Genomic DNA, 24,154 nt, shown 5'->3' with positions numbered 1-24,154 from the left:
CGTGGAGTCAGGCAAGTTCGATCCAGTGCTGAGCACGGGCAACCTCCATGAATTGCTCGATGTCTTCACCAAGCTCGGGCACGTCGGGGAACTGCGCGTCCAGTGCGGCGATGATCGCTGCGACGTCCCGCTGGCCATCGATCAAGCCGCCAATCAGCGCGGCGCTGTCGTTGAGTTTGATCATGCCTTCCGGGTAGAGCAGCACATGGCCTTTTTGCGCCGGTTCGTACTGGAAACGGTAGCCGGGACGCCAGGTCGGGGTTTTGCTGCGATCGAAACTCATAAGGTGATTCCTTTATGCCAGACCCGCTGTTCGGTCACGCTGTGGTACGGCGGGCGGTTCAGTTCGTAGGCCATGCTCATGGCATCGAGCATGCTCCAAAGAATGTCCAGTTTGAACTGGAGAATTTCCAGCATGCGCTCCTGGCCTTCCCGGGTAGTGTAGTGCTGCAAAGTGATCGCCAGACCATGCTCCACATCCCGGCGCGCCTGGCCCAGGCGAGTGCGGAAATACTCGTAGCCGGCCGGGTCGATCCACGGGTAATGCTGCGGCCAGCTGTCAAGGCGCGATTGGTGGATCTGCGGCGCGAACAGCTCGGTCAGCGAACTGCTGGCGGCTTCCTGCCAACGGGCCCGGCGGGCGAAGTTGACGTAGGCGTCGACGGCGAAACGCACGCCAGGCAGCACCAGTTCCTGAGAGCGCAGTTGATCCGGGTCGAGGCCGACGGCTTGGCCGAGGCGCAGCCAGGCTTCGATACCACCCTCTTCGCCGGGGGCGCCGTCATGGTCCAGCAAACGCTGAATCCACTCGCGACGAATCTCCCGGTCCGGGCAGTTGGCCAGAATCGCGGCATCCTTGAGTGGAATGTTCACCTGGTAATAGAAACGGTTAGCGACCCAACCCTGGATCTGCTCGCGCGTCGCCCGGCCTTCATACATCGCCACGTGATACGGGTGATAGATATGGTAGTAGGCACCCTTGGCGCGCAGGGCCGCTTCGAATTCGGCGGGGGACATTGCGGTGTCAGTCATTGCGGTTCTCCGGGAAACAAACCTAGATGTGTAGCGCTTGTGCGGGCCTCATCGCGAGCAGGCTCGCTCCCACAGGGTTTCGCGTGGCAACCCCATCCAGTGTGGGAGCGAGCCTGCTCGCGATAGACCGCGCAGCGGTCTCGGTTTCCTACAACACAATACTCATGCCGTCATACGCCACTTCAACCTCGCGCCGAACCAGCTCCGCACGCTCCGGCGAATCTTCATCGAGAATCGGGTTGGTGTTGTTGATGTGGATAAGCACTTTGCGTTGCTTGGGCAGCTGTTCCAGCACTTCGAGCATGCCGCCAGGGCCGTTCTGCGCCAAGTGGCCCATTTCCCGGCCAGTGCGCGTGCCGACGCCACGGCGCTGCATTTCGTCGTCGTCCCACATCGTGCCATCCACCAACAGGCAATCGCTGCTGGCCATGATCTTCAGCAGCGATACGTCGACCTTGCCCAGGCCCGGTGCATAGAACAGTTTGCCGCCGGTGCTCAGATCTTCGACGATCAGGCCGATGTTGTCGCCCGGGTGCGGGTCGAACCGATGCGGCGAGTACGGTGGTGCAGCGCTACGCAGGGGCAGCGGGGTGAAGCGCAGGTTCGGGCAGGCCGGGACGGTGAAGCTCTGATCGAGTTCGATACGGTTCCAGTTCAACCCGCCATTCCAGTGAGTCAGCATGGTGAACAGAGGGAAACCGGTGCTCAGGTCTTCGTGGACCATGTCGGTGCACCAGACCTGATGCGGGCAACCTTCGCGCAGGCTGAGCAGGCCGGTGGTGTGATCGATCTGGCTGTCCATCAGGATGATTGCGCTGATGCCGGTGTCACGCAGCGCGCGGCCCGGCTGCATTGGCGCAAAACTCTGGAGCTGGGCGCGGATGTCCGGTGAAGCATTGCACAGCACCCAGTTCACGCCGTCATCGGAAATCGCGATGGACGACTGGGTGCGCGCCTCGGCCCGCAGGCTGCCGTCGCGAAAACCTGCGCAGTTCACGCAGTTGCAGTTCCACTGGGGGAAACCGCCGCCGGCGGCGGAACCTAGAATCTGGACAAACATGGCCGCTCCATCATTGAAAGCTGAAAATAAAAACGCCCCGGCGAGCCGAGGCGTAGCACTGCATTCTCTACCAGACGGCAGAGCTTAGCGGCTTGCGAAGTACATGGTGACTTCGAAGCCGATACGCAGGTCGGTGTAAGCAGGTTTGGACCAGGACATAGAAGCGCTCCTTCAGGTGGATGGGACAGTTGAGACCTATACATATAGTCCACCTCCAGCTGGAGATGTTCAGATAGTTAGGTGGCTATGTTACTCAAAATTACAGAGCGATTGGCCACGAATCTTTGAGAAAGCTAATTGCAGCGCCGGTAATGATCATTTTGCCACTTGCCAAAGCGTAGTCGGGCAAGGCCCATTGGCCAGGCAGCACCATCCGCCGTCGGCTCGGTTCAGTCGTTGTGCCGCCGCCAGCAAGGCTTCACGGTCGATCATCAGAATCGCCTGAGGCAGACGCTGCAGGTAATCAGACGAGTGGCCGGCCAGTTTGCCTTGCCAGAGCAGCTCGGCGGCCTGGGCGTTGGGCAGGGCGATGCTGTCGAATTGATCGGCCAGGGCTTGGCGCTGAGCGATGAAGGTCGCGTCATCGATGCGTTCGATCATCCCTTCCAGTTCGCTGAGGAACTGTTCGATGTGTTCCAGTAAATTCATGGGCGCGACGCTCGGCGATTGCACGCCGAACAGCAGCCCGGTCTGACCGTTTAGCTGGCGTAGTCCACTGAATACGGCGTAACCGAGCTGCAGCTCCACCCGCAGGCGCTGGTAGAACGGCGTCTGACATACGTGTGCGAGCAAACGCCAGGCGGCCTCATCGGCGATGTCATGGGTTGCTGTCGGACAAAAGAGCAACAGCGCGTGTTCGCTGGAGGCGGTATCGACGGAGTTCCAGAGATGCTGCGACCGAATCGACGGAGGCGGCGTCAGTTGACTGTCCGCAGAGCCGGGAATACGACTCAAGGCAAGCCCCATCGCCGCTTGTGTCTGGGCAGACAGGCTTGTTGCCAGACCGTCCCAGCGTGCGCCCGACCAGAGTTGCTGTAGGTCATCTGAGGCTACGCTGTGCTCATGGCATAGATCGGGCAATGCTTTGAGAAGCTGTCGAATCGGCATCAATGCAACAGCCGCCGGCTCTTCCTGTGAGAAATCGGCATCAGGTTTTGTCAGTTCTTTCAGCGCATGTTCGAGGACTGTCGGCATCGGTTCCTGCAGCCCCGTCATTTTCAATAGCCATTCGTTGCCCGAAGCACTGAAGGAAAAGTCGACACCGGCCTGACGCGCATCTTCGCGCAGCAACCGCAGGTTGTTTTCCAGGTTCGACTGAAGGCGGCTGTGGGGTACGAACTCCAGGCGCCAGCGCAGATAAACCGCACCTTGATCGGTGTTGTCCGGCAATGCCTGACTGAACTGCATCGGCGATCGTTCACGGCGACTGCGTGAGCGATCCTGGGCAAAAGTCCGCAGGCCGCGGTGGGCGCTGGTCTGGCCGCGAATCAATCCGGCATTCGGGGCTGGCGTCTCGGCGCGCAAAAACGGGTTGGGAGTCGGCAGTTGCCATTGGCCGGTAAAGTTATCCACAGCGCCGATTTGTTCAAGGATTGCCTTGAGGGCGACAACGCCCTGTTCGGACAGTCCGAGTTCAAGCTGTTCGCTGTCTCGTCGGGCCAATTGCAGGGCGCTGCTGACTTGCTGTTGGCGCTGCAGCAGGGCTGCATACTCTTCGCGCAATTCGGCCCAATTCTGATGAGAGGCAAAAAAGCCCAGCCAATCCAGGAGCTGTTCGCGGATCATTTTGGCCGGTTGCGTGGCGTGGGCGGGCCGTGTGAGTTCGATGTGCAGCAAGGCTTGGCCTGCATAGTGATAGAGAGGCGTGGCTTTCAGGTTGTCCGCCAGCCCATGCTCTCGCAGCTGCGCCACCAGGCCGCCGGGTTTTTCGGCGTTCAGCCTATGGCACAGGAACGCCAGCGCTTCGGGCGATGAGTCGGGTAGCGCTTCGAAGGTGAACAGCAGATCCAGCCGACGTTCTCCAGCCTGTTGATAACTATTGTCTGAAGAATCCATCAACAGGGTGGGTTTTGTCTGAGGGACTTTCTCGCCGGAGGGAATAGCAACGGCAAACGCCTGTGCCATCCGCTTCAATTCATCGAGATTCTGTGGCCCGGCCAGACTCAGCGTCATCTGCCCGGTCTGGTAAAACCGCTGATAGAAGTCCTTCAGCGCTTGCTGAAATTCGGGCTGCGGTACCGGCAGGCTGTAACGGTTTCCCGCATGAAACGCCCGCAACGGATGAGCCGCCGAGAGCCCATCGAACAGCGCAAACTGCTGTTGGGCCGTCGCATCCCGCGACCAGGCGACAAATTCGGCGTGCAGAACTTCCCGTTCCCGCCGCTGATCGTCCGGATTCATACGCGGATGAGCGAGCATGTCTGACAGACGCTCCAGCCCACCCCTGAACGCCTGAGGTGGCAGCTCGAAAAAGAAGTCCGTCGTACGTTCGCTGGTTCGCGCATTCACCTGCCCGCCATGACCTTGTACGTAGGCCATCAACCCCTGCTCTGCGGGAAAGCGCTCTGTACCCAGGAACAGTAAATGCTCAAGAAAGTGCGCCAGCCCCGGCCAGGCCAGTGGCACGTCGTGACTGCCTGCTGCGACCCGCAACGCAGCGGCGCAACGCTTCAAATCCGGCGCATGACGCAACGTCACCCGCAGGCCGTTGGCGAGGGTTTCAGTATGAAGGCGAGGGTGATTCAGCGCAGGCATGAGCACTTCCAGAACAGAGAAGCGCTAATGCTAGCGGATTAGGGCTTGTTCAGCTCGCCGTATAGCTCGGGACGGCGGTCGAGGAAGTAGCGATTGGCGGCGCGGGAATCGATCATCAGCTGACGATCCAGTTCACCGACAATCAGCGCTTCATCAAGTCCGGCCAGGGCGATGCGGCTGCCATCCGGCGCGGCGATGCTGCTTTGGCCGCAATACTGGATCTCGCCTTCGTGCCCGCAATAGTTGGCGTAAGCCACATAACACTGGTTTTCGAAGGCCCGTGCCCGGACGGTGACGTCGGCAATGAAATCGTAGGGAATCATGTTAGCCGTCGGTACCAGGATCAGCTCGGCACCGGCCAATGCCAGGCGGCGGGCGTTTTCCGGGAACTCCAGGTCGTAGCAGATCAAAAAGCCAAGCTTCCAGCCGTTGAGTTCAACCAGCGGAAACTCATCCGGCCCGGGGCTGAACATCGAGTGATCGAGGTCGCCGAACAAGTGAGTCTTGCGGTAGTTGCACAACCGCTCGCCATTGGCGTCGATCAACTGCACGGCGTTGTAGATCTGCCCGTCTTCGGTACGCTCCGGGTAGCCATACAAAATGGCGATCCCCGTCGTTTTGGCAATGCGCGCGATTTGCTGCGCCGATTCACCGTTGTGCACCTCCGCCAGCACGCTGACCGCATCGATGCCGATGTTGTAGCCGGTCAGGAACATCTCCGGCAGCACCAGCAAATCTGCGCCCTTGGCCTCCAGCGCCAGTTGATGCAGGCGTTGCAGATTACCTGCGACATCCAGGGGCAGCGGTGGACATTGGTAAAGGGCTACGCGCATTTCGGATTCCTCTTACTCGGGCAGGGCGATCGGACCGATCTCGTTGAACACATCTCCTGGACCCGGGTTTTCGGCGTGAGTTTCACCGCCGAAGTGTTTCATGATCCCCCACACCGCGTTGAGCGACGTCTGCACCGCGCCTTCGACCCATGCCGGCGTCCAAGAAACGTCGTCGCCGGCGATGAAAATCCCGCGCTGCTCGGCCGGCATGTCGTCCTGCATGAAGTGCGCGTACATGCGCTGATTGTAGCGGTAGTGGCCGGGCAGGGCGCCTTTGAAAGCGCCGAGGAAATGCGGGTCGGCTTCCCACGACACGGTGATCGGATCGCCGATGATCCGCGCGGCGATATCGACTTTCGGGTAGATCTTCTTCAATGCATCCAGCGCCAGCTTCACGCGTTTTTCCACCGGGTGCGGGAGCATTTTCAGGGCGTCGCTCATCCACGAGTACGACAGGCAAATCACCCCTGGCTTGTCGTCGCCGTTATCGAACAGGTACGTGCCGCGGGTCAGGCGATCAGTGAGGGTCATGCTCATCAGGTCGCGGCCTGTTTCCGGGTCCTTGTCCTTCCAGAATGGGCGATCGACCATCACAAACGTCTTCGACGATTGCATGTAGCGGGTGCGGTCCAGGGCCATCCACATCTTTTGCGAGAACAGGCTTTCGTCGCATTCGATCTGGGTGGTCAGCAGCCAGCTCTGGCAGGTGGTCAGTACGGCCGCGTATTCGCGTGTGTCGCCGTAGTTATCGGTGACCGTAAAACGCCCATTCGGCGCGTGGGCAATTTTCTTCACGCCGGAACGTGGCGCACCGCTGTGCAACGAACTGAGGCTGGTGCCTTCAGGCCAGTGCACGCAACGTTCCGGCACATGGCGCCAGATGCCCAACGGCACTTGTTCCACGCCACCGACTACCAAGTGCTGGTGATCGTCGCAGTTGGTCATCACCACGCGGAAGATTTCCAGCATCGAGTTGGGGAAGTCCGAGTCCCAGCCGCCAGTACCGAAACCGACCTGGCCGAACACTTCGCGGTGATGGAACGAGAGCTTGGCGAAGGCTTCGGAGGTGGCGACGAAATCGTAGAACGTGCGGTCGTCCCACAGCGGCACCAGGGTGTTCCACAGTTCCTTGAGGCGCGGCACGTCGCGGTCACGAATCGCTTGCTGGATGTCGGAGAACTGCGAGCCGGCTTCCAGAGCATCGGCCCAGGCGTCAGCGACTTCCTGGAACAGCGCAGGAAGATCCGCCAGTTTCTGTGCGTAATGAGTTTTGCCTTCCAGATCGATTACCGTGCTGCCCGACGCAGGCGTCAGGGGGTTGGGGAAGGGCTTGGTCTGGAGGCCGAGCTTGTCGACGTAGTGATAAAACGCAGTGGACGATACCGGGAAACGCATACCGCCGAGTTCAGCGATGATGCCTTCGGCGCCGTTGAAGGCCTGGGAGCGCAGACGGCCGCCCATCTTCGAGGCTTCGTAGACGACGGGTTTGAGGCCCAGCTTCATCAATTCGTAGGCGGCCACCAGACCGGCAATGCCTGCCCCGACAATCGCCACTTCGGCGCCGTGATTGTGCGCCGGAATGCTGCCCAGCCCGGCCGGGTGCTCGATCCAGTCGTCGAAAGCGAAAGGAAAGTCCGGGCCGAAAACGGTGACCGGTTTTTTACCGTCTGCAGGATGGCGATTGTTCTTGTTCATGGCTGACCTTGCTGGCGACCTGACGCAGAGTGCGCGTCTGAGTATAGGAAAAGATGGCAGCCATTCTAGAGAGCGTAGAACACGTTAATAAGACGCAATGTGTCGTCGTTTTGCTAATTGCTTGATCAATATGACGACGTATCGCTGCATACTGTAGGAGCGAGGCTTGCCCGCGAAGAGGTTCGACCAGGCACCGAAGACCTACCGGCAGAAACTCAAACCGGCTGCCCCCGATCAATCTTGCTGCTCAGGATGATCGAAGTCGTCGTTTTCTCCACCCCATCCACACTGCCAATCTGATCCAGCAACTGATCCAGCTGCTCCGGCGAGTCGGTGCGCAACCACGCCACATAATCGAATTCGCCACTCACCGCACACAGCTGCTGCACCTGCGCCATGGCGCTGAGACGACGCAGCACTTCCTTGCCGGACCGTGGTTGCACCGTGATCCCGACGTACGCCTGCAATCCGCCATCCACCACGCGCTGTCCCAGGCGCACACCGTAACCGGTGATTACCTTGGCCTTTTCCAGCCGCGCCAGGCGCGACGTGACGGTGGTGCGGGCGATGCCCAGCTGCCGGGCGAGCATGGCGACACTTTCGCGGGCATTGATTTGCAAGGCCGCGATCAATTGGCGGTCGATTTCGTCAAGGACGGGCGGGCGGGTGTCAGGCAAAGGGGCATCTCCAGCGGTATAGAGCAATGGGCAGGCATGTTACAGGCACATCCTGCACGGTGCTCGTGGCGGTTGACTGGACTAGCCTTGGATGAGACACAAGCCGTTACTCTCATAGTCGAATACGCAACGGAGAGCTGTGACGGGAGATGATGGGAATGAACAAGAAAATGCCTCCCGCTATACGGGAACATGCATTGCAGATCGCGAATCACGAAATGGGACACTACGTGGTTGCCCGAGCTTTGGGCTTTGAAACGGGTGATGTGACCTTGAAAGTCACCATGGATTTGAGGCATCAGGCCGGGGCTTCCATTATCTTGACGCGGTCAATTTCCTCGATAGAAGAAATGAAGGAACATTTGGAAAGTCGGCTGATCGTCCTCTTTGCAGGCGCCATGAGTCAGACCTTGCCTGCAAAGCATTCGGCCAGGAAACTTGTCGATAAATTGAAAGCGACAGCCATCCTGAATGGAGAGCTCGGGGCAGAACAGGATTACGCAAAAGTAAGGGAGTTACGGCACTTGCTGCGAAATATCTCCCACCCCGCTACGGATCCTGCGTCGTCCGAGCGCATAACTGCCGAGCTTAAAGAAATCACTGATCGTGTGTGGTTGCGGACCCAACAAATCGTAGAGGCATTGGCCGATACGATTACCGGACTGGGCGCGACGCTGGTAGACGGCATGGTCATCGTGGAGCAATGGGGGAGGCCGGCGGATACTTATGAGGTCGTGTTGACGGGGGAAATGCTTGAACGGTTACAGCCAGTGCAGGCCATTCCATCGTTGAGTGTTCGGGCCTGAAAAGTGCCAAGCACTGACTTCAATTTACAGGGCCGATATCCTGTTTTGGCATAAAAAATCGAGCAAACAATTCGGGTTGTGATTTGATGTTTAATTTGGCGTAAATATTTCGGCGGTGAACTTTTATCGTTTCTGCCGACAGGGAAAGTTTTCCTGCTATCTCTTTGTTAGAGAAGCCGCTAAGTAATAACTTGAGGACGTCCTTTTCGCGTGTTGTTATTTGTGTGCCAAGCCGGAGAATTGTTTCTGGCCATAGAGTTGGTTCGGGGAGGTCTTTTTCTATGTCAGTTTCAAAACACATGCGTTGATGCATTAATGCAATTACCCATGGTTTGATAATGTCAAGTATTGTTATTTGCTCTTGGTTGAAGCGGGCGTTACTGCCAAAGGAAATGCATAGTGTTCTATCGGCATCGAGTTGAACATTGTACTGCGCTTCATCTACAGAAATATACTGTGCGAAGTATTGGTGATAATACTCGGTTTCAAGAAAGTGCTCCGGTGCAATATCCAGCATATGAAAAAAACCGCTCTGCGGGTTTTCTCGATTAGCTATGTAAAATGGATCCAGCATATAAAGTCCCTTCACGTAGCGATGAATGAATGCATCTACCTCTTCGGTATCTGCTACTTCAGGAAGACTAACAACTTTCACTTGCTGATTGCTAAATATTAATACGACCCAGTTATCAATTTGCACATATTCATTTAGAGTGCGAATAAGTGAACTCCAGAATTCTGGACGGTTCAACTGCATGATCAGCTTTCCAATCGATCGGTGCCAAGCCAGGCTATGAAGGTCGAGTGGCATTTTCTACCCCTTTAGGGTTAGGGACTCGTAGGTTGCAGGTAAGTATTCGTAGGTATTTACTATTCGTCAATGCCGGGTATATTCACGATCAGGATTCACGATAGCCATGAGGGCATGTCGTCTTGACAAGGATAGTTGTATGAGCAAATCACCTTTGCGAACCATTTTTGCAGCCTCGCTTCTCTGTGCAGGGATAAGCACATCAGTGGGGGCTGTAGAGCCTGGGGTGAATCTGTATAACTGGTTCGGGTTTATCGCACCGGAGACCCCAAAGGAGTTTGAGCAGGAAACCGGCACCAGCATCCATATGGATGCGTTCGACAGTGCCGAAATCATGCAGAGTAAAGTGATGTCTGGGCGCACGGGGTACGACGTGGTTGTGGCTACCTCCAACGTGTTGCCAAGCCTGATCCAGGCGGGAGTACTTCAGCCGTTGGATCGTAATCAACTGAGTAATTTGTCACACATCGATCCTGATATCTTGGCCCAGGTTGCGGTCAATGACCCTGGTAATCGCTACGCTGTTCCCTATTTATGGGGCACCACCGGCATTGGCTATGACGTTGATAAAGTCAAAGCGGCATTGGGTGATAATGCTCCGGTGAATAGCTGGGACTTGATCTTCAAAGAAGAAAACATCAGCAAGCTCAAGTCTTGCGGTGTGGCAATGCTCGATTCTCCAAGTGAGATCATTTCAATTGCTTTGCATTACCTTGGGCTTCCTAGCAACAGTAGGAACCCCGATGATTACCAGAAAGCTCAAGCCCTGTTGTTAAAAATCCGGCCCTACGTCCTCTATTTCGACTCATCCAGAATCGACTCTGACCTGGCTGATGGCAATATTTGTGCAGTTGTAGGTTGGGCCAATGGTGCCCTTGCTGCGCAGGCCATCAACGAGAAGGCTAATACAGGACGCAAGATTGCATACAGCCTTCCTCGCGAGGGCGCGCTGGTTTGGTCAGAAAATCTGGTTCTGTTAAAAGATGCTCCCCACCCAAAGGAAGGCATGGCATTTATTAATTATATGTTGCGACCAGAAATTATTGCCAAGAGCTCAAATCACACGTTGTATCCGAACGCTAATAAAGATGCCACGGAGTTTGTTGAGCAGAAACTGCGCGACAATACTTGGATTTATCCAGACAAAAAGACCTTTGCTGCACTTGTTCCACTTGAGCCGCTGCCATTGAAGTTGGAGCGAATCCGCACTCGGGTTTGGATCAAGGTGAAGAGTGGTACGTGATCTTTGTTGTTCTAAGAGGATCTTTGTTTTTCCAATACCCCTGCACCTAACGGTTCGGGACTCCTGAAGGGAAGGTTCTGTATATGCGAAATGGGTGCGTTTCCTGCAATAGTCCGCGTTTATTTGGAGCGCTGGTAATCACGTAGGGAGCAGGGGCATCCCTATCAGCCGACTTACTTAGGGGTTGTCACAAAGATTCTAGGGAAGGAGAAAAATCATGTACCAAGGTGATTGCCAATGCTACTTGGAGTCGGACGAATACAAAGCCTACAAGGAGATTGAGGAGCAGATCGGCCACTGCACGCCCGAACAAGCCTGGGCCATGTATTACGTCTCGATCGGGATGGTGCGTGAAAACATCGCCATGGCGGTGATGGAACACATCGCCAGAGGTAACAAGGCACTGCTGGTTGAGTTCCCCGAACTTGCACCGGCTGAAAGGGAGTTCACCAATCGAGTTAAGGCGGATCACGCAAGCCTTTACAGCGAGGGGGTCACCAGTCCTGGATCGCGACGGTGTCCATAGGATTGTATCAGCGGTGGCCGACCAGAAAACACGAAAGCCGCGCATTGCGCGGCTTTGAGTATGGTGGGCCCAGTAGGACTCGAACCTACGACCAAGGGATTATGAGTCCCCTGCTCTAACCAACTGAGCTATAGGCCCTCAGTAGGCCGCGGATTATAGCGATGGTTTCTCGGCTGTGCTATCCGAAAAATCCAATATGGCTGTACGAAGAAACGTCGCGGCGAATTCGTCGGGGGGAAGTGGCAGGCTGACGATGTACCCCTGGATCTGTTCGCAGCCTTCGGCGGTGAGAAATTGCTGCTGCGCCTGGGTTTCGACGCCCTCGGCGATGACGGTGAATTGCATGCTGCGGCCCAGGGCGATGATTGCGCGAACAATGGCCGCGTCGTGTGGGTCGTCCGGCAGGCCGCGGACGAAGGATTGGTCGATCTTGAGGATGTCCAGCGGCAGGCGTTTGAGGTAACTCAGGGACGAATAGCCAGTACCGAAATCATCGATCGCCAGTTGCACACCCAGGCGTTTGAGTTGATGCAGCACCGCCAGCGCTTCTTCGGCCTGGCTCATGATGAAGTTTTCAGTGATTTCCAGTTGCAGGAAGCCGGGATTGAGGTGGTTGTCCTTGAGCAATTGCTCGATCCGGCCGAGCAGGTTCGGCTGACGCAGTTGCGCGCCTGCGAGGTTGACTGAGAGTGGGCCCAGGCACTCATAGACCTGATTCCACTCGTACATCTGTCGGCAGGCGGTCTCAAGTACCCAATCTCCGATTTGCAGGATCATGCCGTTTTCTTCAGCCAGGGGAATGAAATGCTCGGGAGGTACATCGCCAAAGGTGGGGTGATGCCAGCGGATCAGCGCTTCGGCACCTACCACCCGATGGTCATCCAGACTGATTTTGGGCTGGTAGTACAAAAACAGCTCACTGCGCTCGATGGCGCGCCGCAGTTCATGCTCCAGCGCCACGCGCTCACTGGCTTGGGCGGTGAGGTCGCGGGTATAGCTTTCAACCCGGTTACGACCCTTGGCCTTGGAACGATACATCGCGGCATCGGCGTTCTTGACCAGCGTGGCGACGTCGCAGCCGTCCTTGGGGTACAGGCTGGTGCCGATGCTGGCGCTGATGAAAAACTCGTGCTCACCGGCCTGGAAAGGGGCGGTGAAGCAGTTCAACAGCTTGGTGGCAATGTTGTCGGCATCGCTGGATTGTTGCAGCCCCGGGAGCAGGATGATGAACTCGTCGCCACCCAGCCGCGCCACGGTATCGATATCGCGCAGCTGCTCCTTGAGGCGCACGGCGATGCCTTTGAGCAGCAGGTCGCCGACCGGGTGGCCGAGGCTGTCGTTGATGTGCTTGAAGCGGTCCAGGTCGAGGAACAGCACTGCGCCCTGTCCCCCGTTTTCCTGCTGGCTGTTCAGTGCGGTCAGCAGCCGACTCTCGAACAATGTGCGGTTTGGCAGGCCGGTCAGCGGGTCGTGGTGCGCCTGGTAGTCGAGTTTGGCCTGAGCATGCTTGAGGCTGGAAATGTCAGCGAACACCGCAACAAAGTGGGTGATGAATTTGTCCCGGTTGCGCACTGCGCTGATAGTCAGCCAGCTCGGGTAAAGTTCGCCATTCTTGCGCCGGTTGGAAATCTCGCCCTGCCAATGACCGTCGGCGGTCAACTGATGCCACATCGCCGCATAAAACGCGCTGTCATGCAGACCCGAGGCGAGCAGGCGAGGAGTATGGCCCAGCGCTTCGCTCTCGCTGTAGCCGGTAATTTCGGTGAATGCACGATTGACCGCACTGATGTGCTGCTGGGTGTCGGTGATCAATACACCCTCGGCAGTGCTCTCGAACACCGTGGCGGCCTGCTGCAGTTTCTCCTGCATCAGATGCCGCTCGGTAATGTCCCGGGCAATGGTCAACATGCAGTCTTCATCGCCGATGGGCAACGGCCGGCTTGAAACCTCACAAAGCCGGATCTGCCCGTCTTTGCGGCGGATGTGGCAACTGAAGTCGCGCACGAAACCATCCCGGTGCAACAGCTCGAGCATCTGCTTGCGTTCGTTGAGATTGACCCAGATCCCCAGGTCCAGGGCCGATCGATCCACGGACATCGCGCTGTTGAAACCGGTAATACGGCTGAAGCCTTCGTTGACTTCCAACAGCAAACCGTCGCTCTGCCGGGACAAGAGCAAGCCGTCGGGAGACGCATGAAAGGCTTTGGCGAATTTCTCTTCGGAGGTTTGCAGTTGTTGCTGGGTTTCTTTGAGCTGACTGATGTCCCGCACGACGACCACCAAGGCCGGGGTCGTATCGAGATCGAAAGGCTCGGCGGAAATCAGGCCGGTAAACACCTGGCCATTGCTGCGGCGAAAGGGCATCTCCAGGTTGCGGATGCTGCCAGCCTGCAAACGCTGCAACAAACCTGGGCCCACGCCGGGTACGCCCCAGATGTTCAGGTCGGTGGCGGTCTGGCCTATGACGTCTTCGGCCTTGAGACCGATCTGTTCTTCGAACGCTTCGTTGACTTCCAGCAGACAACCGTCGGAAAGCCGGGCGATCACCAGAATATCCGGGCATTGCTGGAACACTGAAGCGAACTTCTGTTCCGACAGGCGCAACGCCTCTTCGGTGCGCTTGGCTTCGCTGATGTCGATCATCAGCCCGCGCAGTACCGGTTCATGGGCGTGCTCGATCAGGCTGACGATATCGCGGACCCACAGGCAGCGGCCGTCGGCGGTGATGACCCGGTAATCGACGCTGTGATCGCGCCCGGCTGCCACTTCACGGTCGCAGAAGGTTTGGGCCCGGGTCAGATCCGCCGGGTGGATGATGTTGCGCCAGAAGCCCGGAATCAGCCAGTGGGGCAATGGGTAACCAAGGAGCTCCTCAGCATGAGGTGACACGTAGCTGTAGGTGTAATCGCTGATCCGGGCTTCCCAGGCGATGGCCGAAAGACTCTCTACCAGCCCGCGATAATGGTATTCGCTGCTGCGCAGCTCCTGTTCCAGAGCGACCCGCCGGGCAATTTCCGAACTGAGTCGGCGGTTGATCCGGATAACCACTGCCAGCACGATCATCAGAAACAGTAATCCAGGCAGGCCGTAAATCAGCACGTCGAGCCAGATGGTTCGATGGTCCAGGACGTTACCGACCCAATGTTCCTGGATAGCACTGATTTCACTGGGGGTCATGTCTGCCAGGACTTTGTCCAGGATGCTGACCAACAGCTTGTTGTTCGGTGGCACGGCCATCGCCAATTGGTAGCGATAGGGTGTTTCACCGCTGACGTAAAGCCCGTCGAGCTTGAGCTGGCGCAGGCTCCAGACACTGGAGGCGAGATCGCCTACTACGGCGTCCACGGCGTCGGTGGCGAGCGCTTGCAGCGCCGAGCTGACGTTGGGCATCGCCACCAGATTCAGATCGGGATGGCGGGTGCGCAATAGTTCATGTGGGGCGTAGTTTTCCACCACGGCGATCTTCAGCCCGTACAGGTCTTCGAGTTTGCGCGGTTGGGGGCCTCCGACGTGAGCCAGAATGACAATCGGAAAGTCGAGATAGGGGCGGGTGAACGACAGATACGTCTGACGCTCGGGAGTCGACATAATGCCCGGCAAGATGTCTAGCTTGCCTTGTTTGGCCTGCTGCAAGACTTCAGTCCAGCTGACCGGCTCGATGGGCGTGAGTTTGATGGCCAGCCGTTGACGGATGACGTTGATGTAGTCCGCTGCCAGGCCCTGATAACGCCCGTGCTCGTCGCGAAACTCAAACGGCGGCCAGGATGCGTCCACGCCCAGGCGCAATTCCGGGTGAGCCGTTAGCCAGCTACGTTCTTCGTCGGTCAGAGTCAACGCGCCAGCCGTTGCGGTCCAGGTCATCAGCGACAGCAAAAAAAACACGGTCGGCCATCTGGGCATAACGGTCTCGTTACGGCTTGGGGGAATGCTTCGAGTGTAGACGGGCTATGCGGCGGGGGGGGTGTACGGGGCATTTAATCTGCATAAAGCAAAACCCCCGGCCTGGGCCGGGGGTTCTGTGATCACTCGTCGAGGAAGGAGCGCAAATGCTCGCTTCTCGTCGGGTGGCGCAGCTTGCGCAGCGCCTTGGCTTCGATCTGACGAATCCGTTCACGGGTCACGTCGAACTGCTTACCAACCTCCTCAAGGGTGTGGTCGGTATTCATGTCGATACCGAAGCGCATGCGTAGAACCTTGGCTTCACGGGCAGTGAGGCCGGACAGGACTTCGCGAGTCGCTTCTTTAAGGCTCTCAACAGTGGCGACATCGATTGGCGACTGCATGGTCGAGTCTTCGATGAAGTCACCCAGATGAGAATCTTCGTCATCACCGATCGGGGTTTCCATGGAGATCGGCTCTTTAGCGATCTTCAATACCTTGCGGATCTTGTCCTCAGGCATTTCCATGCGTTCGCCCAGCTCTTCCGGGGTCGGTTCGCGACCCATTTCCTGCAGCATCTGCCGGGAAATACGGTTGAGCTTGTTGATCGTCTCGATCATGTGCACCGGAATACGGATGGTGCGGGCCTGGTCGGCGATCGAGCGAGTGATCGCCTGACGGATCCACCAGGTGGCATAAGTCGAGAATTTGTAGCCGCGACGGTATTCGAACTTGTCTACCGCTTTCATCAGACCGATGTTGCCTTCCTGGATCAGATCGAGGAATTGCAGGCCACGGTTGGTGTACTTCTTGGCGATGGAGATCACCAGACGCAAGTTCGCTTCGACCATCTCTTTCTTCGCGCGGCGGGCCTTGGCCTCACCGATCGACATGCGACGGTTGATGTCCTTGATCTCGGCAATCGTCAAACCGGTTTCGGTTTCCAGCGCGGTCAGCTTCTGCTGGCAACGAATGATGTCCGGTTGCAGGCGACCAATGGCTTCTGCGTATTTGCTTTTGCCTTTGGCCAGTGCATCGGTCCAGCTTTCGTCGACTTCATTGCCCGGGAACTGGCGCAGGAAGTCGGCACGCGGCATGCGGGCATCACGAACGCACAGTTGCATGATCGCGCGCTCTTGTTGACGCAGACGATCCAGGGCACTGCGAACACGCTCGACCAGGCCTTCGAATTGCTTCGGCACCAGTTTGATCGGCATGAACAGCTCAGCCAGGACTACCAGCTCGGCAATTGCCAGCTTGTTGCCACGACCGTGCTTTTTCAGGGCCTTGCGGGTGATTTCCATCTGATCGGCGACAGCGCCAAAGCGCTGTGCGGCGATGACCGGATCCGGACCGCTTTCGGCTTCTTCTTCGTCATCGCTCGCTTCGGCGTCATCGTCGTCGGTGTCGTCGTCCGCTTTCACGGCTTTCGGGTCGACAGGCGGTGGCACTTCGGCTGCAGGCGGCGCAATGCCGTCGTCCGGGTCGATATAACCGCTCAGGACGTCGGACAGGCGGCCACCTTCGGTGGTGACGCGAGTGTACTCGGAGAGAATATGGTCAACCGTGCCAGGGAAGTGCGCGATTGCGCCCATCACTTCGCGGATGCCCTCTTCAATACGCTTGGCGATTTCGATTTCGCCTTCACGTGTGAGGAGCTCTACCGTACCCATTTCACGCATGTACATGCGCACTGGGTCGGTGGTGCGACCAATGTCGGTCTCGACCGCTGCCAACGCTGCTGCTGCCTCTTCGGCCGCGGCTTCGTCGGTATCGGCGTCGGCCAGCATAAGGGAATCCTTATCTGGCGCAACCTCGAATACGTTGATCCCCATGTCATTAATCATGCGGATGATGTCTTCCACCTGTTCCGGATCTGAAATATCCTCCGGCAGGTGGTCGTTGACCTCCGCGTAAGTCAGGTAGCCCTGCTCACGACCAAGTGTGATCAACTCTTTGATACGAGACTGCTGTTGCGCTTTTCCGGACATAACACCCTATCCACTGAAGGTCTTGGCGGGCAAAAAACAAGCCGAGGATTATACCTGAGCTATGACCTCACGCGCCAGTTGAGGTCGGGCTTGATGCGGAAACATTGCGACTTAAAAGGTCGCGCAGTTGATTTTTCTCTTCGGTGCTCAATTCACTTTGACGTGCTTTTCGAAGAAGTTGTTCCAGGTTTCGCTCGCGTTGGCGGGCTGACAAGCTAGTAATGGTGTCGAAAAACTGTTGTTCAAGGTTATCTCCATCAATCAGCCATTCCTTTTCTGCCAGCGCTTTGAGCAGTCGGCCTTGTTCGGTGCCGTGCCAGCGCGCAATCAGTTGAAATGAGTTTAGCTTGGGATTCTTCTGTACGGCTTCGAGCAGGGCGACCAACAGTTGTGTGTTGGTATGGTCCTCGGCAGCAAAGTGCCCGGCATCCTCGACTTTCTCAGCCAGTTGCGGATGATGCAGCAGCGTGCGCAAGGCGGCCAGGGTAGGCGGCTCTACAGCGGCCGGAATCCGTGGCGCGCGCGGTTGATCGCGATCACCACCCCGTTTGCCATTCTTGTCCCACGGCTTCTTGTCCCATTTCTTGCCGCCTGCGCCAGGCTTCTTCGGTGTCCACTCCTGCTGCGGCGCGTACATCTCTTGTGCCTGCGGCTGATGGTAGTCGCTGTAATCCGGCATGGCGTCGTAATCGATGCCTGGATCGTAAGCGGGTGGCGCTTCCTGATGCTGAGGCGTGCTTTGCACCAGTTGGCTCACGGCTTCACCACTAAGCCCGGTAATTTCGCTCAGGCGCTGGCGCATCAAGATGCGCAGGTTGGCGCCCGGGACTTTGTCGATCAGCGGCGCGGCGAGGGTGGCCATGTGGGCCTTGCCTTCGAGGGAGCGCGGGTCCGATTCTTCGGTCAGCTGTTGAAAAAAGTAATCGGCCAGCGGCTGGGCGTGCTGATTGATCCGTGCGCGGAAGGCGTCAGTGCCCTCGGAGCGGACCAGGGTATCCGGATCTTCGCCTTCAGGGAGGAACAGAAAGCGCGCCCGGCGGCCGTCTTGCAGGCATGGCAGGGTTGCCTCCAGTGCCCGCCAGGCGGCATTTCGGCCCGCCTGGTCGCCATCAAAGCAGAACAGCACGCTGGGCACGACGCGAAACAGGCGCTTCATGTGTTCTTCGCTGGTGGCGGTGCCCAGTGTTGCGACGGCATTGCGCAGGCCTTGCTGGGCAAGGGCGATGACGTCCATGTAGCCTTCGACGACGATGATTTCGTCGAGGTTGCGATTGTTCTTGCGTGCTTCATAAAGGCCGTAGAGTTCCTGGCCCTTATGGAAAACCGGCGTTTCAGGTGAATTCAGGTATTTCGGCTTGTCGTCGCCCAGCACCCGGCCGCCAAAGGCAATGATGCGCCCACGACTGTCGCGGATCGGGAACATCACGCGATCGCGGAAGCGGTCATAGCGCTTGCCGGTTTCGGCGTTCTCGATCAACAGGCCGGCATCGATCATGGCTTTTTGCTGCAGGGTATCGCTGCTCAAGTGTTTGTACAGATTGTCCCAGCCAGGCGGGGCAAAACCGAGACCGAAATCCCGGGCGATTTCACCCGTTAGTCCACGACCCTTCAAATAATCCACAGCGGCTTTGCGCGACGGATGGCTTTTCAGGGCTTGACGATAAAAGTCGGCGGCGGCGGTGAGTAGCGGATACAGCGGCGAATCAGTAGGCTGGCGCGGTTTGTGCGCCCGACCGCTTTCTTCGCGGGGAATTTCCATGCCGGCGGCTTTGGCCAGTTCTTCGACAGCCTGGACGAAATCCAGATTGTCGTGGTCCATCATGAAGCCGAGGGCGTTACCGCCAGCGCCGCAGCCGAAACAGTAGTAGAACTGTTTGTCGGGGCTGACGCTGAAGGAGGGGGTTTTCTCTTTGTGGAACGGGCAGCAGGCAGTGTAGTTCTTGCCAGCTTTTTTCATTTGCAGGCGCGAGCTGACCACGTCGACGATGTCGGTGCGGTTCAGAAGGTCGTCAATGAAGCTCTGGGGAATTAGCCCGGCCATGGCGTTCTCGTCATCTGCGCTGAAATGGACCCAAAACGAAGGGCGGCCAAACGCGGGTCGTTGTTCGAGGCACGCAGAGTGTGCGGCTCGACCTGTGTCGTCTGCGTATCGCTGTCGGGAAGTGTATCTGCCGAAAATCCACTGACGTTAATACCAATCAGTATTCGACTATTTGAAAGTGTTTCGCTGAATCCGGCGACGGCCAGTCATTGGCCTCGGATAGCTCATAAGCGGGCACGCAAGAAGGTGCCTTGGGCTGATCGTCGTGAGAGGAATCAGTGGGTGTGCTCGTCAGTAGCCTTGGAAGGCTCGTCAGAAAAGACGTGCACCGCTGGCAAAAGAGCCAGGTCTGACGCTGTGAAGCAGATTTGTCTCGGTCGCGTCTGCGGCTTTGACGGTGAAGCATCAAGCGTTGTCCGCAAATGCCATTAGCCCGGCTTGGGGCCGGGCTTGGCAGAAGCTTGCTACGATCGTCTGTGTATTAGTACAGACGAACGGCGCGGCGCTGTTCGCGCTGAACTTTCTTGGCGTGACGCTTAACAGCGGCTGCTGCTTTACGCTTACGCTCAGAAGTTGGCTTCTCGTAAAATTCGCGGCTACGAACTTCAGCCAGTACACCGGCTTTTTCGCAGGAGCGCTTGAAACGACGCAGAGCTACGTCGAAGGGTTCGTTCTCTTTTACTTTGACGGCTGGCATCCAGAGCTACCTTCATTCATTACCGGGGTCAACATCCTCGCGGCAAAAGAGCACTTGAAGACGTCGGTTTTTAAGGGTTGCGGATGTTAACCCCTCATCGCTCGGAATGCAAAGCCTCTGATCGAAAACCGCTGGTCGGGGCATCACGCGACGACTATTATGCGCGCCTTCGAATTCAGCCTCTACAAGGCGCAAACCCATGCTAGTACTGGGATTAGAAACCTCTTGCGACGAAACCGGTGTCGCACTTTACGACAGTGAGCGCGGGTTGTTGGCCGACGCGCTGTTCAGTCAGATCGATCTGCATCGTGCCTATGGCGGCGTGGTGCCGGAGCTGGCGTCGCGTGATCACGTCAAACGCATGCTGCCCTTGATTCGTCAGGTCCTGGCCGAGGCCGACTGCGTGCCGACCGAGATCGACGCCATCGCTTATACCGCGGGTCCTGGCCTGGTCGGAGCCTTGCTGGTGGGGGCTTCCTGCGCCCAGGCGCTGGCGTTTGCCTGGGGCATTCCGGCCTTGGGCGTGCACCACATGGAAGGTCACTTGCTGGCGCCGATGCTGGAGCCGCAACCACCGGAGTTTCCGTTCGTCGCTTTGTTGGTGTCAGGTGGTCATACGCAACTGGTTCAGGTCGACGGGATCGGCCAATACACGCTCTTGGGCGAGACCCTCGACGATGCTGCCGGCGAAGCGTTCGACAAGACCGCGAAGATGATGGGCCTGAATTATCCGGGCGGCCCGGAGATCGCGCGTCTGGCCGAGCAGGGCGTTGCAGGACGTTTCACTTTTCCGCGTCCGATGTGTGATCGTCCAGGCTTGGCTTTCAGCTTCAGCGGCCTGAAAACCTTCGCCCTGAACACCTGGCAGCAGAGCGTCAGCGCCGGGGACGACAGCGAGCAAGCCCGTTGCGACATCTCGCTGGCGTTCCAGCAGGCCGTGGTGGAGACTTTGACCATCAAGTGCAAGCGTGCCCTGAAACAGGCGGGTCTCAAGCGTCTGGTGATCGCAGGGGGCGTCAGCGCCAACAAAGCACTGCGGGTTTCACTGGAAAAAATGCTCGGCGACATGAAGGGCGATGTGTTTTATGCCCGTCCGGAGTTCTGCACCGATAATGGCGCGATGATTGCGTTTGCCGGTTGCCAGCGCTTGCAGGCCGGCCAGCATGAAAGCCTGGCGATCAGCGTGCAGGCGCGCTGGCCGATGGAGCAGTTGTCGGCGCTGTGATGAGCGGCGCTCATGTGCGGTATTTAAAAATGCCGTTCGCGCCCGGCAAACAGGTCGCGTAGATTGCCGCGATGACGCCAGACGATCAGGCCTGTGAGCGCGCTCATGGGCAGCAATGCCGCTGGTTCTTGCCAGGCAAGCAGTGGCAAGGTCAATGGTGTGGCAATCAGGGCTGCGAGTGAGCTGGTGCGGGTCAGGTAGAACGTCAGCGACCAGACACAGACCGCCAGCAGCGCGGCGGGCGGGTAGAGCCCCAGCAACATGCCAGCCGCGGTGGCGACACCCTTGCCACCGCGAAAGCGGAAGTACAGCGGAAACAGGTGACCGATAACGGCGCAGACGCCAATCCAGGCCTGTTGTTGCAGTGAAAGGCCCACTGCACCTGCGATCAATACGGGTAGCAGACCTTTGTTCAGGTCGCCGAGCAAGGTCAGAATGGCGAGTTTTTTGCCGGCCAGACGCAACATATTGGTGGCGCCGGCATTGCCCGAGCCACTCATTCGCGGATCGGGGTTACCGGTCAGGCGGCTGAGCAAAATGGCGAAGGACAGAGAGCCGAGCAGGTAGGCGAGGATCGCCAGTAACCAAAACATGCTAACTATTCCGGGCGAGGACGCCCTGATTCTAACGGCGCATTGCGCCCTTGTCGTGCAGTGGAGAGAAGTGCTTGGACAGAGTGTTTATCGAGGGCCTGGAAGTCGACACCGTCATCGGTGCCTACGACTGGGAACGAGGCATCCGACAGTGTCTGCGACTTGATCTGAGCTTCGCCTGGGACAATCGTCCGGCCGCCGCCGGTGATGACCTGGCCCTGGCGCTCGACTACGCGAGCGTTTCGTCGCGCATTCAGGCGTTTGCCGAGCAGGCGCAGTTCCTGCTGGTGGAGACCTTTGCCGAGCGTCTGGCGCAAGTGCTGATGAGCGAATTCAAGATCACCTGGATGCGCCTCAAACTGACCAAGCCAGGTGCCATCCCGGCTGCCACGGGTGGTGTGGGCGTGGAGATCGAGCGCGGATGTCGCTGACTCAGGTATACCTCGGGCTCGGTAGCAATATCGAGCGCGAAGCCCATTTGCAGGCAGGCCTGGATGCTCTGGCGGGTTTCCTGGTGGATATTCGCTGTTCGGCGGTATTCGAAAGCCAGGCGGTGGGGATCAAGAGCGGGCCGTTTTTTAACTTTGTGGTCTCGGCCTTCACCGATCTGCCGCTGATGGAGCTGGATCGACGGTTGAAATTCATCGAGGCGGATAACGGCCGTTACGCGCCGGATCGCAAGGGCTTGCCGCTGGATATCGACGTGCTGCTCTTCGGCGATCTGGTGGGCAATTTCGATGGCTTGATCTTGCCGCGGGCAGAGATTCTGAAAAATGCCTTCGTGCTTTGGCCGTTGTCGCTGATTGCGCCGGATCGTGTGCATCCGGGCGTAGGCAAGAGCTTTGCAACCCTGTGGGAAGAAGCGCAGATCGATCAGGTGTTGGCGCCGGTGGCTTTTGAGTGGCGCGGCGAGCAGTTGACCCCTTCGAATTTGTTGTGAGGCGCAAGACGCCTTCGCGGGCAAGCCTCGCTCCTACAGGTTGACGCCGTTCATCACCTGTAGGAGCGAGGCTTTTCAGGCCGAGGCCGCTTCTTTGTAAGCCTTCAACGCCTTGAGGCGCTCGCCCTTGATCGCCTCACCCAATTCCGGCCCCTTGAATCCCTTTTCCAGCAATGGCTGAACGGCAACACTTCGCGCTGCAGTTGCCGCACCCCGTAAATAATCCGCCTGTGGATAACTTCTCTGCTCCAGGCCTTTACGCCCTCGAGCGTCCATCTCGCACGCCGAGATAAATTCTTCAAAGCGCTGAGGTCGACGATAGACGTCGAAACTCTGCAGCAACTCCAGCAAGGTCGACGGTTTCAGCTCCAGAGCACGATGGCCATGGGTGTGATACTTGCCCACTAGCAGTGCCAGTTCCTGACAGTCTTTCGGTGCCTTGAAGCGCTCATTGACCGCTTTGATCAGCTTCAGGCCTTTGTGCTCGTGGGCGATGTGGCGGGGCCATTCTTCCTCGGGGGTCAAACCTTTGCCCAGATCATGCAGCAGACAAGCCCAGCGTACGCTCAGCGGTTGTTTGTGCAGCGCCGCTTGCTCCAGCACGCTCAGGGTATGCACGCCCGTGTCGATTTCCGGGTGATGGGCTGCGGGTTGCGGTACACCGAACAGCGCGTCGACTTCCGGCATCAGTACCTTGAGCGCGCCGCACTCGCGCAGCACCTCGATGAATACTTGGGGTTGGTCTTCCATGAGTGCGCGGGCGATTTCTTTCCAGCTGCGTTCGGGCGTCAACGCCTCCAATTCACCTGATTCGCTGAGTTGACGCATCAGCTCCAATGTCTCGGGGGCGACGGTGAAACCCAGTTCCGCATAACGCGCGGCGAAGCGGGCAACGCGCAGAACTCGGAGAGGATCTTCGGCGAACGCGGGGGAAACGTGACGCAGCAAGCGAGCCTCGAGGTCCCGTTGACCGTGGTAAGGGTCGGTCAGGTTCTGTTGATCGTCCTCGGCCATGGCGTTGATCGTCAGGTCGCGACGAATCAGATCTTCTTCGAGGGTGACGTCGGGGCTTGCGTGGAAGATGAAGCCGCCGTAGCCGCGCCCGTTTTTGCGTTCGGTACGGGCAAGGGCGTATTCCTCACCGCTTTTGGGGTGAAGAAAAACCGGGAAGTCCGCGCCCACCGGACGAAAGCCCTTGGCGAGCATTTCTTCGGTGGTGGCGCCTACAACGACCCAGTCGATATCGGTGACAGGTTTGCCCAGCAGGCGATCGCGGACCGCACCGCCGACTTTATAAATCTGCATAAAAACCTCCGTTAGCCCGACAGAATAACCTTTGCGTCGAACTTCC

21 protein-coding genes and 1 tRNA gene are annotated in these 24,154 nt (G+C 57.9%); 6 read left to right on the top strand and 16 right to left on the bottom strand.

Annotation, left to right across the window (positions count from 1 at the left end; all coding sequences use genetic code 11):
* Window positions 1-7 precede the first annotated feature (7 nt).
* The 8 genes from pqqD to IB250_RS15785 all read right to left on the bottom strand — a co-directional run bounded on the left by pqqD (window position 8) and on the right by IB250_RS15785 (window position 8,051).
* Window positions 8-283, bottom strand: coding sequence for a pyrroloquinoline quinone biosynthesis peptide chaperone PqqD (pqqD, locus tag IB250_RS15820; protein ID WP_192344807.1), 276 nt, complete (start codon window positions 281-283; stop codon window positions 8-10).
* Complete coding sequence (pqqC, locus tag IB250_RS15815; RefSeq protein ID WP_063342344.1) at window positions 280-1,032, bottom strand: pyrroloquinoline-quinone synthase PqqC; 753 nt, start codon at window positions 1,030-1,032, stop codon at window positions 280-282. Before pqqC ends, pqqD begins: the two co-directional genes overlap by 4 nt.
* Before the next feature lie 148 nt (window positions 1,033-1,180).
* The gene (pqqB, locus tag IB250_RS15810) at window positions 1,181-2,092 is read right to left on the bottom strand and encodes a pyrroloquinoline quinone biosynthesis protein PqqB (protein ID WP_192344806.1); all 912 of its coding nucleotides are present in this window, start codon (window positions 2,090-2,092) and stop codon (window positions 1,181-1,183) included.
* 84 nt (window positions 2,093-2,176) lie between these two features.
* Window positions 2,177-2,251 (bottom strand): pyrroloquinoline quinone precursor peptide PqqA, encoded by a 75-nt coding sequence (gene pqqA, locus IB250_RS15805; RefSeq protein ID WP_009045898.1) that lies wholly within the window; start codon window positions 2,249-2,251, stop codon window positions 2,177-2,179.
* 156 nt (window positions 2,252-2,407) lie between these two features.
* Window positions 2,408-4,846, bottom strand: a complete 2,439-nt coding sequence (gene pqqF, locus IB250_RS15800; protein WP_192344805.1) for a pyrroloquinoline quinone biosynthesis protein PqqF — start codon at window positions 4,844-4,846, stop codon at window positions 2,408-2,410.
* 38 nt (window positions 4,847-4,884) lie between these two features.
* Entirely contained in the window at window positions 4,885-5,679 is a 795-nt protein-coding gene (locus tag IB250_RS15795; protein ID WP_192344804.1) for a carbon-nitrogen hydrolase family protein, read from the bottom strand.
* 12 nt (window positions 5,680-5,691) lie between these two features.
* On the bottom strand, window positions 5,692-7,374 hold the full coding sequence (locus IB250_RS15790) for a flavin monoamine oxidase family protein (protein ID WP_008067390.1): 1,683 nt from the start codon (window positions 7,372-7,374) through the stop codon (window positions 5,692-5,694).
* Between the two features lie 215 nt (window positions 7,375-7,589).
* Window positions 7,590-8,051 carry an Lrp/AsnC family transcriptional regulator gene (locus tag IB250_RS15785; RefSeq protein WP_007980298.1) on the bottom strand — a complete coding sequence of 154 codons (462 nt, stop codon included), beginning with the start codon at window positions 8,049-8,051 and terminating at the stop codon, window positions 7,590-7,592.
* A gap of 158 nt (window positions 8,052-8,209) precedes the next feature.
* Here IB250_RS15785 and IB250_RS15780 point away from each other — a divergent pair, with 158 nt between their 5' ends.
* Complete coding sequence (locus tag IB250_RS15780; RefSeq protein WP_192344803.1) at window positions 8,210-8,857, top strand: peptidase M41; 648 nt, start codon at window positions 8,210-8,212, stop codon at window positions 8,855-8,857.
* A 19-nt stretch (window positions 8,858-8,876) separates the two neighbouring features.
* Here IB250_RS15780 and IB250_RS15775 read toward each other — a convergent pair whose 3' ends face one another.
* On the bottom strand, window positions 8,877-9,668 hold the full coding sequence (locus IB250_RS15775) for a helix-turn-helix transcriptional regulator (RefSeq protein ID WP_192344802.1): 792 nt from the start codon (window positions 9,666-9,668) through the stop codon (window positions 8,877-8,879).
* Window positions 9,669-9,807: 139 nt separating this feature from the next.
* Here IB250_RS15775 and IB250_RS15770 point away from each other — a divergent pair, with 139 nt between their 5' ends.
* Window positions 9,808-10,911, top strand: a complete 1,104-nt coding sequence (locus IB250_RS15770) for a polyamine ABC transporter substrate-binding protein (RefSeq protein ID WP_192344801.1) — start codon at window positions 9,808-9,810, stop codon at window positions 10,909-10,911.
* Between the two features lie 217 nt (window positions 10,912-11,128).
* Window positions 11,129-11,437, top strand: coding sequence for a hypothetical protein (locus tag IB250_RS15765; protein WP_192344800.1), 309 nt, complete (start codon window positions 11,129-11,131; stop codon window positions 11,435-11,437).
* 61 nt (window positions 11,438-11,498) lie between these two features.
* Here IB250_RS15765 and IB250_RS15760 read toward each other — a convergent pair.
* The 5 genes from IB250_RS15760 to rpsU form a co-directional block, all read right to left on the bottom strand.
* A tRNA-Ile gene (locus IB250_RS15760) sits at window positions 11,499-11,575 on the bottom strand.
* Between the two features lie 15 nt (window positions 11,576-11,590).
* Window positions 11,591-15,337 carry a bifunctional diguanylate cyclase/phosphodiesterase gene (locus tag IB250_RS15755; RefSeq protein ID WP_192344799.1) on the bottom strand — a complete coding sequence of 1,249 codons (3,747 nt, stop codon included), beginning with the start codon at window positions 15,335-15,337 and terminating at the stop codon, window positions 11,591-11,593.
* A gap of 122 nt (window positions 15,338-15,459) precedes the next feature.
* Window positions 15,460-17,307 (bottom strand): RNA polymerase sigma factor RpoD, encoded by a 1,848-nt coding sequence (gene rpoD / locus IB250_RS15750; RefSeq protein WP_192344798.1) that lies wholly within the window; start codon window positions 17,305-17,307, stop codon window positions 15,460-15,462.
* 67 nt (window positions 17,308-17,374) lie between these two features.
* The gene (gene dnaG / locus IB250_RS15745; RefSeq protein WP_192344797.1) at window positions 17,375-19,348 is read right to left on the bottom strand and encodes a DNA primase; all 1,974 of its coding nucleotides are present in this window, start codon (window positions 19,346-19,348) and stop codon (window positions 17,375-17,377) included.
* A 481-nt stretch (window positions 19,349-19,829) separates the two neighbouring features.
* Window positions 19,830-20,045 (bottom strand): 30S ribosomal protein S21, encoded by a 216-nt coding sequence (gene rpsU, locus IB250_RS15740; RefSeq protein ID WP_002551877.1) that lies wholly within the window; start codon window positions 20,043-20,045, stop codon window positions 19,830-19,832.
* Window positions 20,046-20,244: 199 nt separating this feature from the next.
* On the opposite strand from rpsU, the gene tsaD reads away from it, so the two are divergent.
* On the top strand, window positions 20,245-21,270 hold the full coding sequence (gene tsaD, locus IB250_RS15735) for a tRNA (adenosine(37)-N6)-threonylcarbamoyltransferase complex transferase subunit TsaD (protein ID WP_192344796.1): 1,026 nt from the start codon (window positions 20,245-20,247) through the stop codon (window positions 21,268-21,270).
* Window positions 21,271-21,293: 23 nt separating this feature from the next.
* On the opposite strand, the gene plsY is transcribed toward tsaD, so the two are convergent.
* Entirely contained in the window at window positions 21,294-21,863 is a 570-nt protein-coding gene (gene plsY, locus IB250_RS15730) for a glycerol-3-phosphate 1-O-acyltransferase PlsY (protein WP_192344795.1), read from the bottom strand.
* 74 nt (window positions 21,864-21,937) lie between these two features.
* Between plsY and folB the strand changes: the two genes are divergently transcribed.
* Complete coding sequence (gene folB / locus IB250_RS15725; RefSeq protein WP_123497385.1) at window positions 21,938-22,294, top strand: dihydroneopterin aldolase; 357 nt, start codon at window positions 21,938-21,940, stop codon at window positions 22,292-22,294.
* On the top strand, window positions 22,285-22,803 hold the full coding sequence (gene folK / locus IB250_RS15720; protein WP_192344794.1) for a 2-amino-4-hydroxy-6-hydroxymethyldihydropteridine diphosphokinase: 519 nt from the start codon (window positions 22,285-22,287) through the stop codon (window positions 22,801-22,803). Before folB ends, folK begins: the two co-directional genes overlap by 10 nt.
* A gap of 75 nt (window positions 22,804-22,878) precedes the next feature.
* Here folK and IB250_RS15715 read toward each other — a convergent pair whose 3' ends face one another.
* On the bottom strand, window positions 22,879-24,108 hold the full coding sequence (locus IB250_RS15715; RefSeq protein ID WP_192344793.1) for a multifunctional CCA addition/repair protein: 1,230 nt from the start codon (window positions 24,106-24,108) through the stop codon (window positions 22,879-22,881).
* Window positions 24,109-24,154: the final 46 nt, after the last annotated feature.

It is taken from the genome of Pseudomonas sp. PDM09 (assembly GCF_014852305.1).
GTDB lineage: Bacteria > Pseudomonadota > Gammaproteobacteria > Pseudomonadales > Pseudomonadaceae > Aquipseudomonas.
This window is presented reverse-complemented; position numbering and strand designations above follow the sequence as displayed.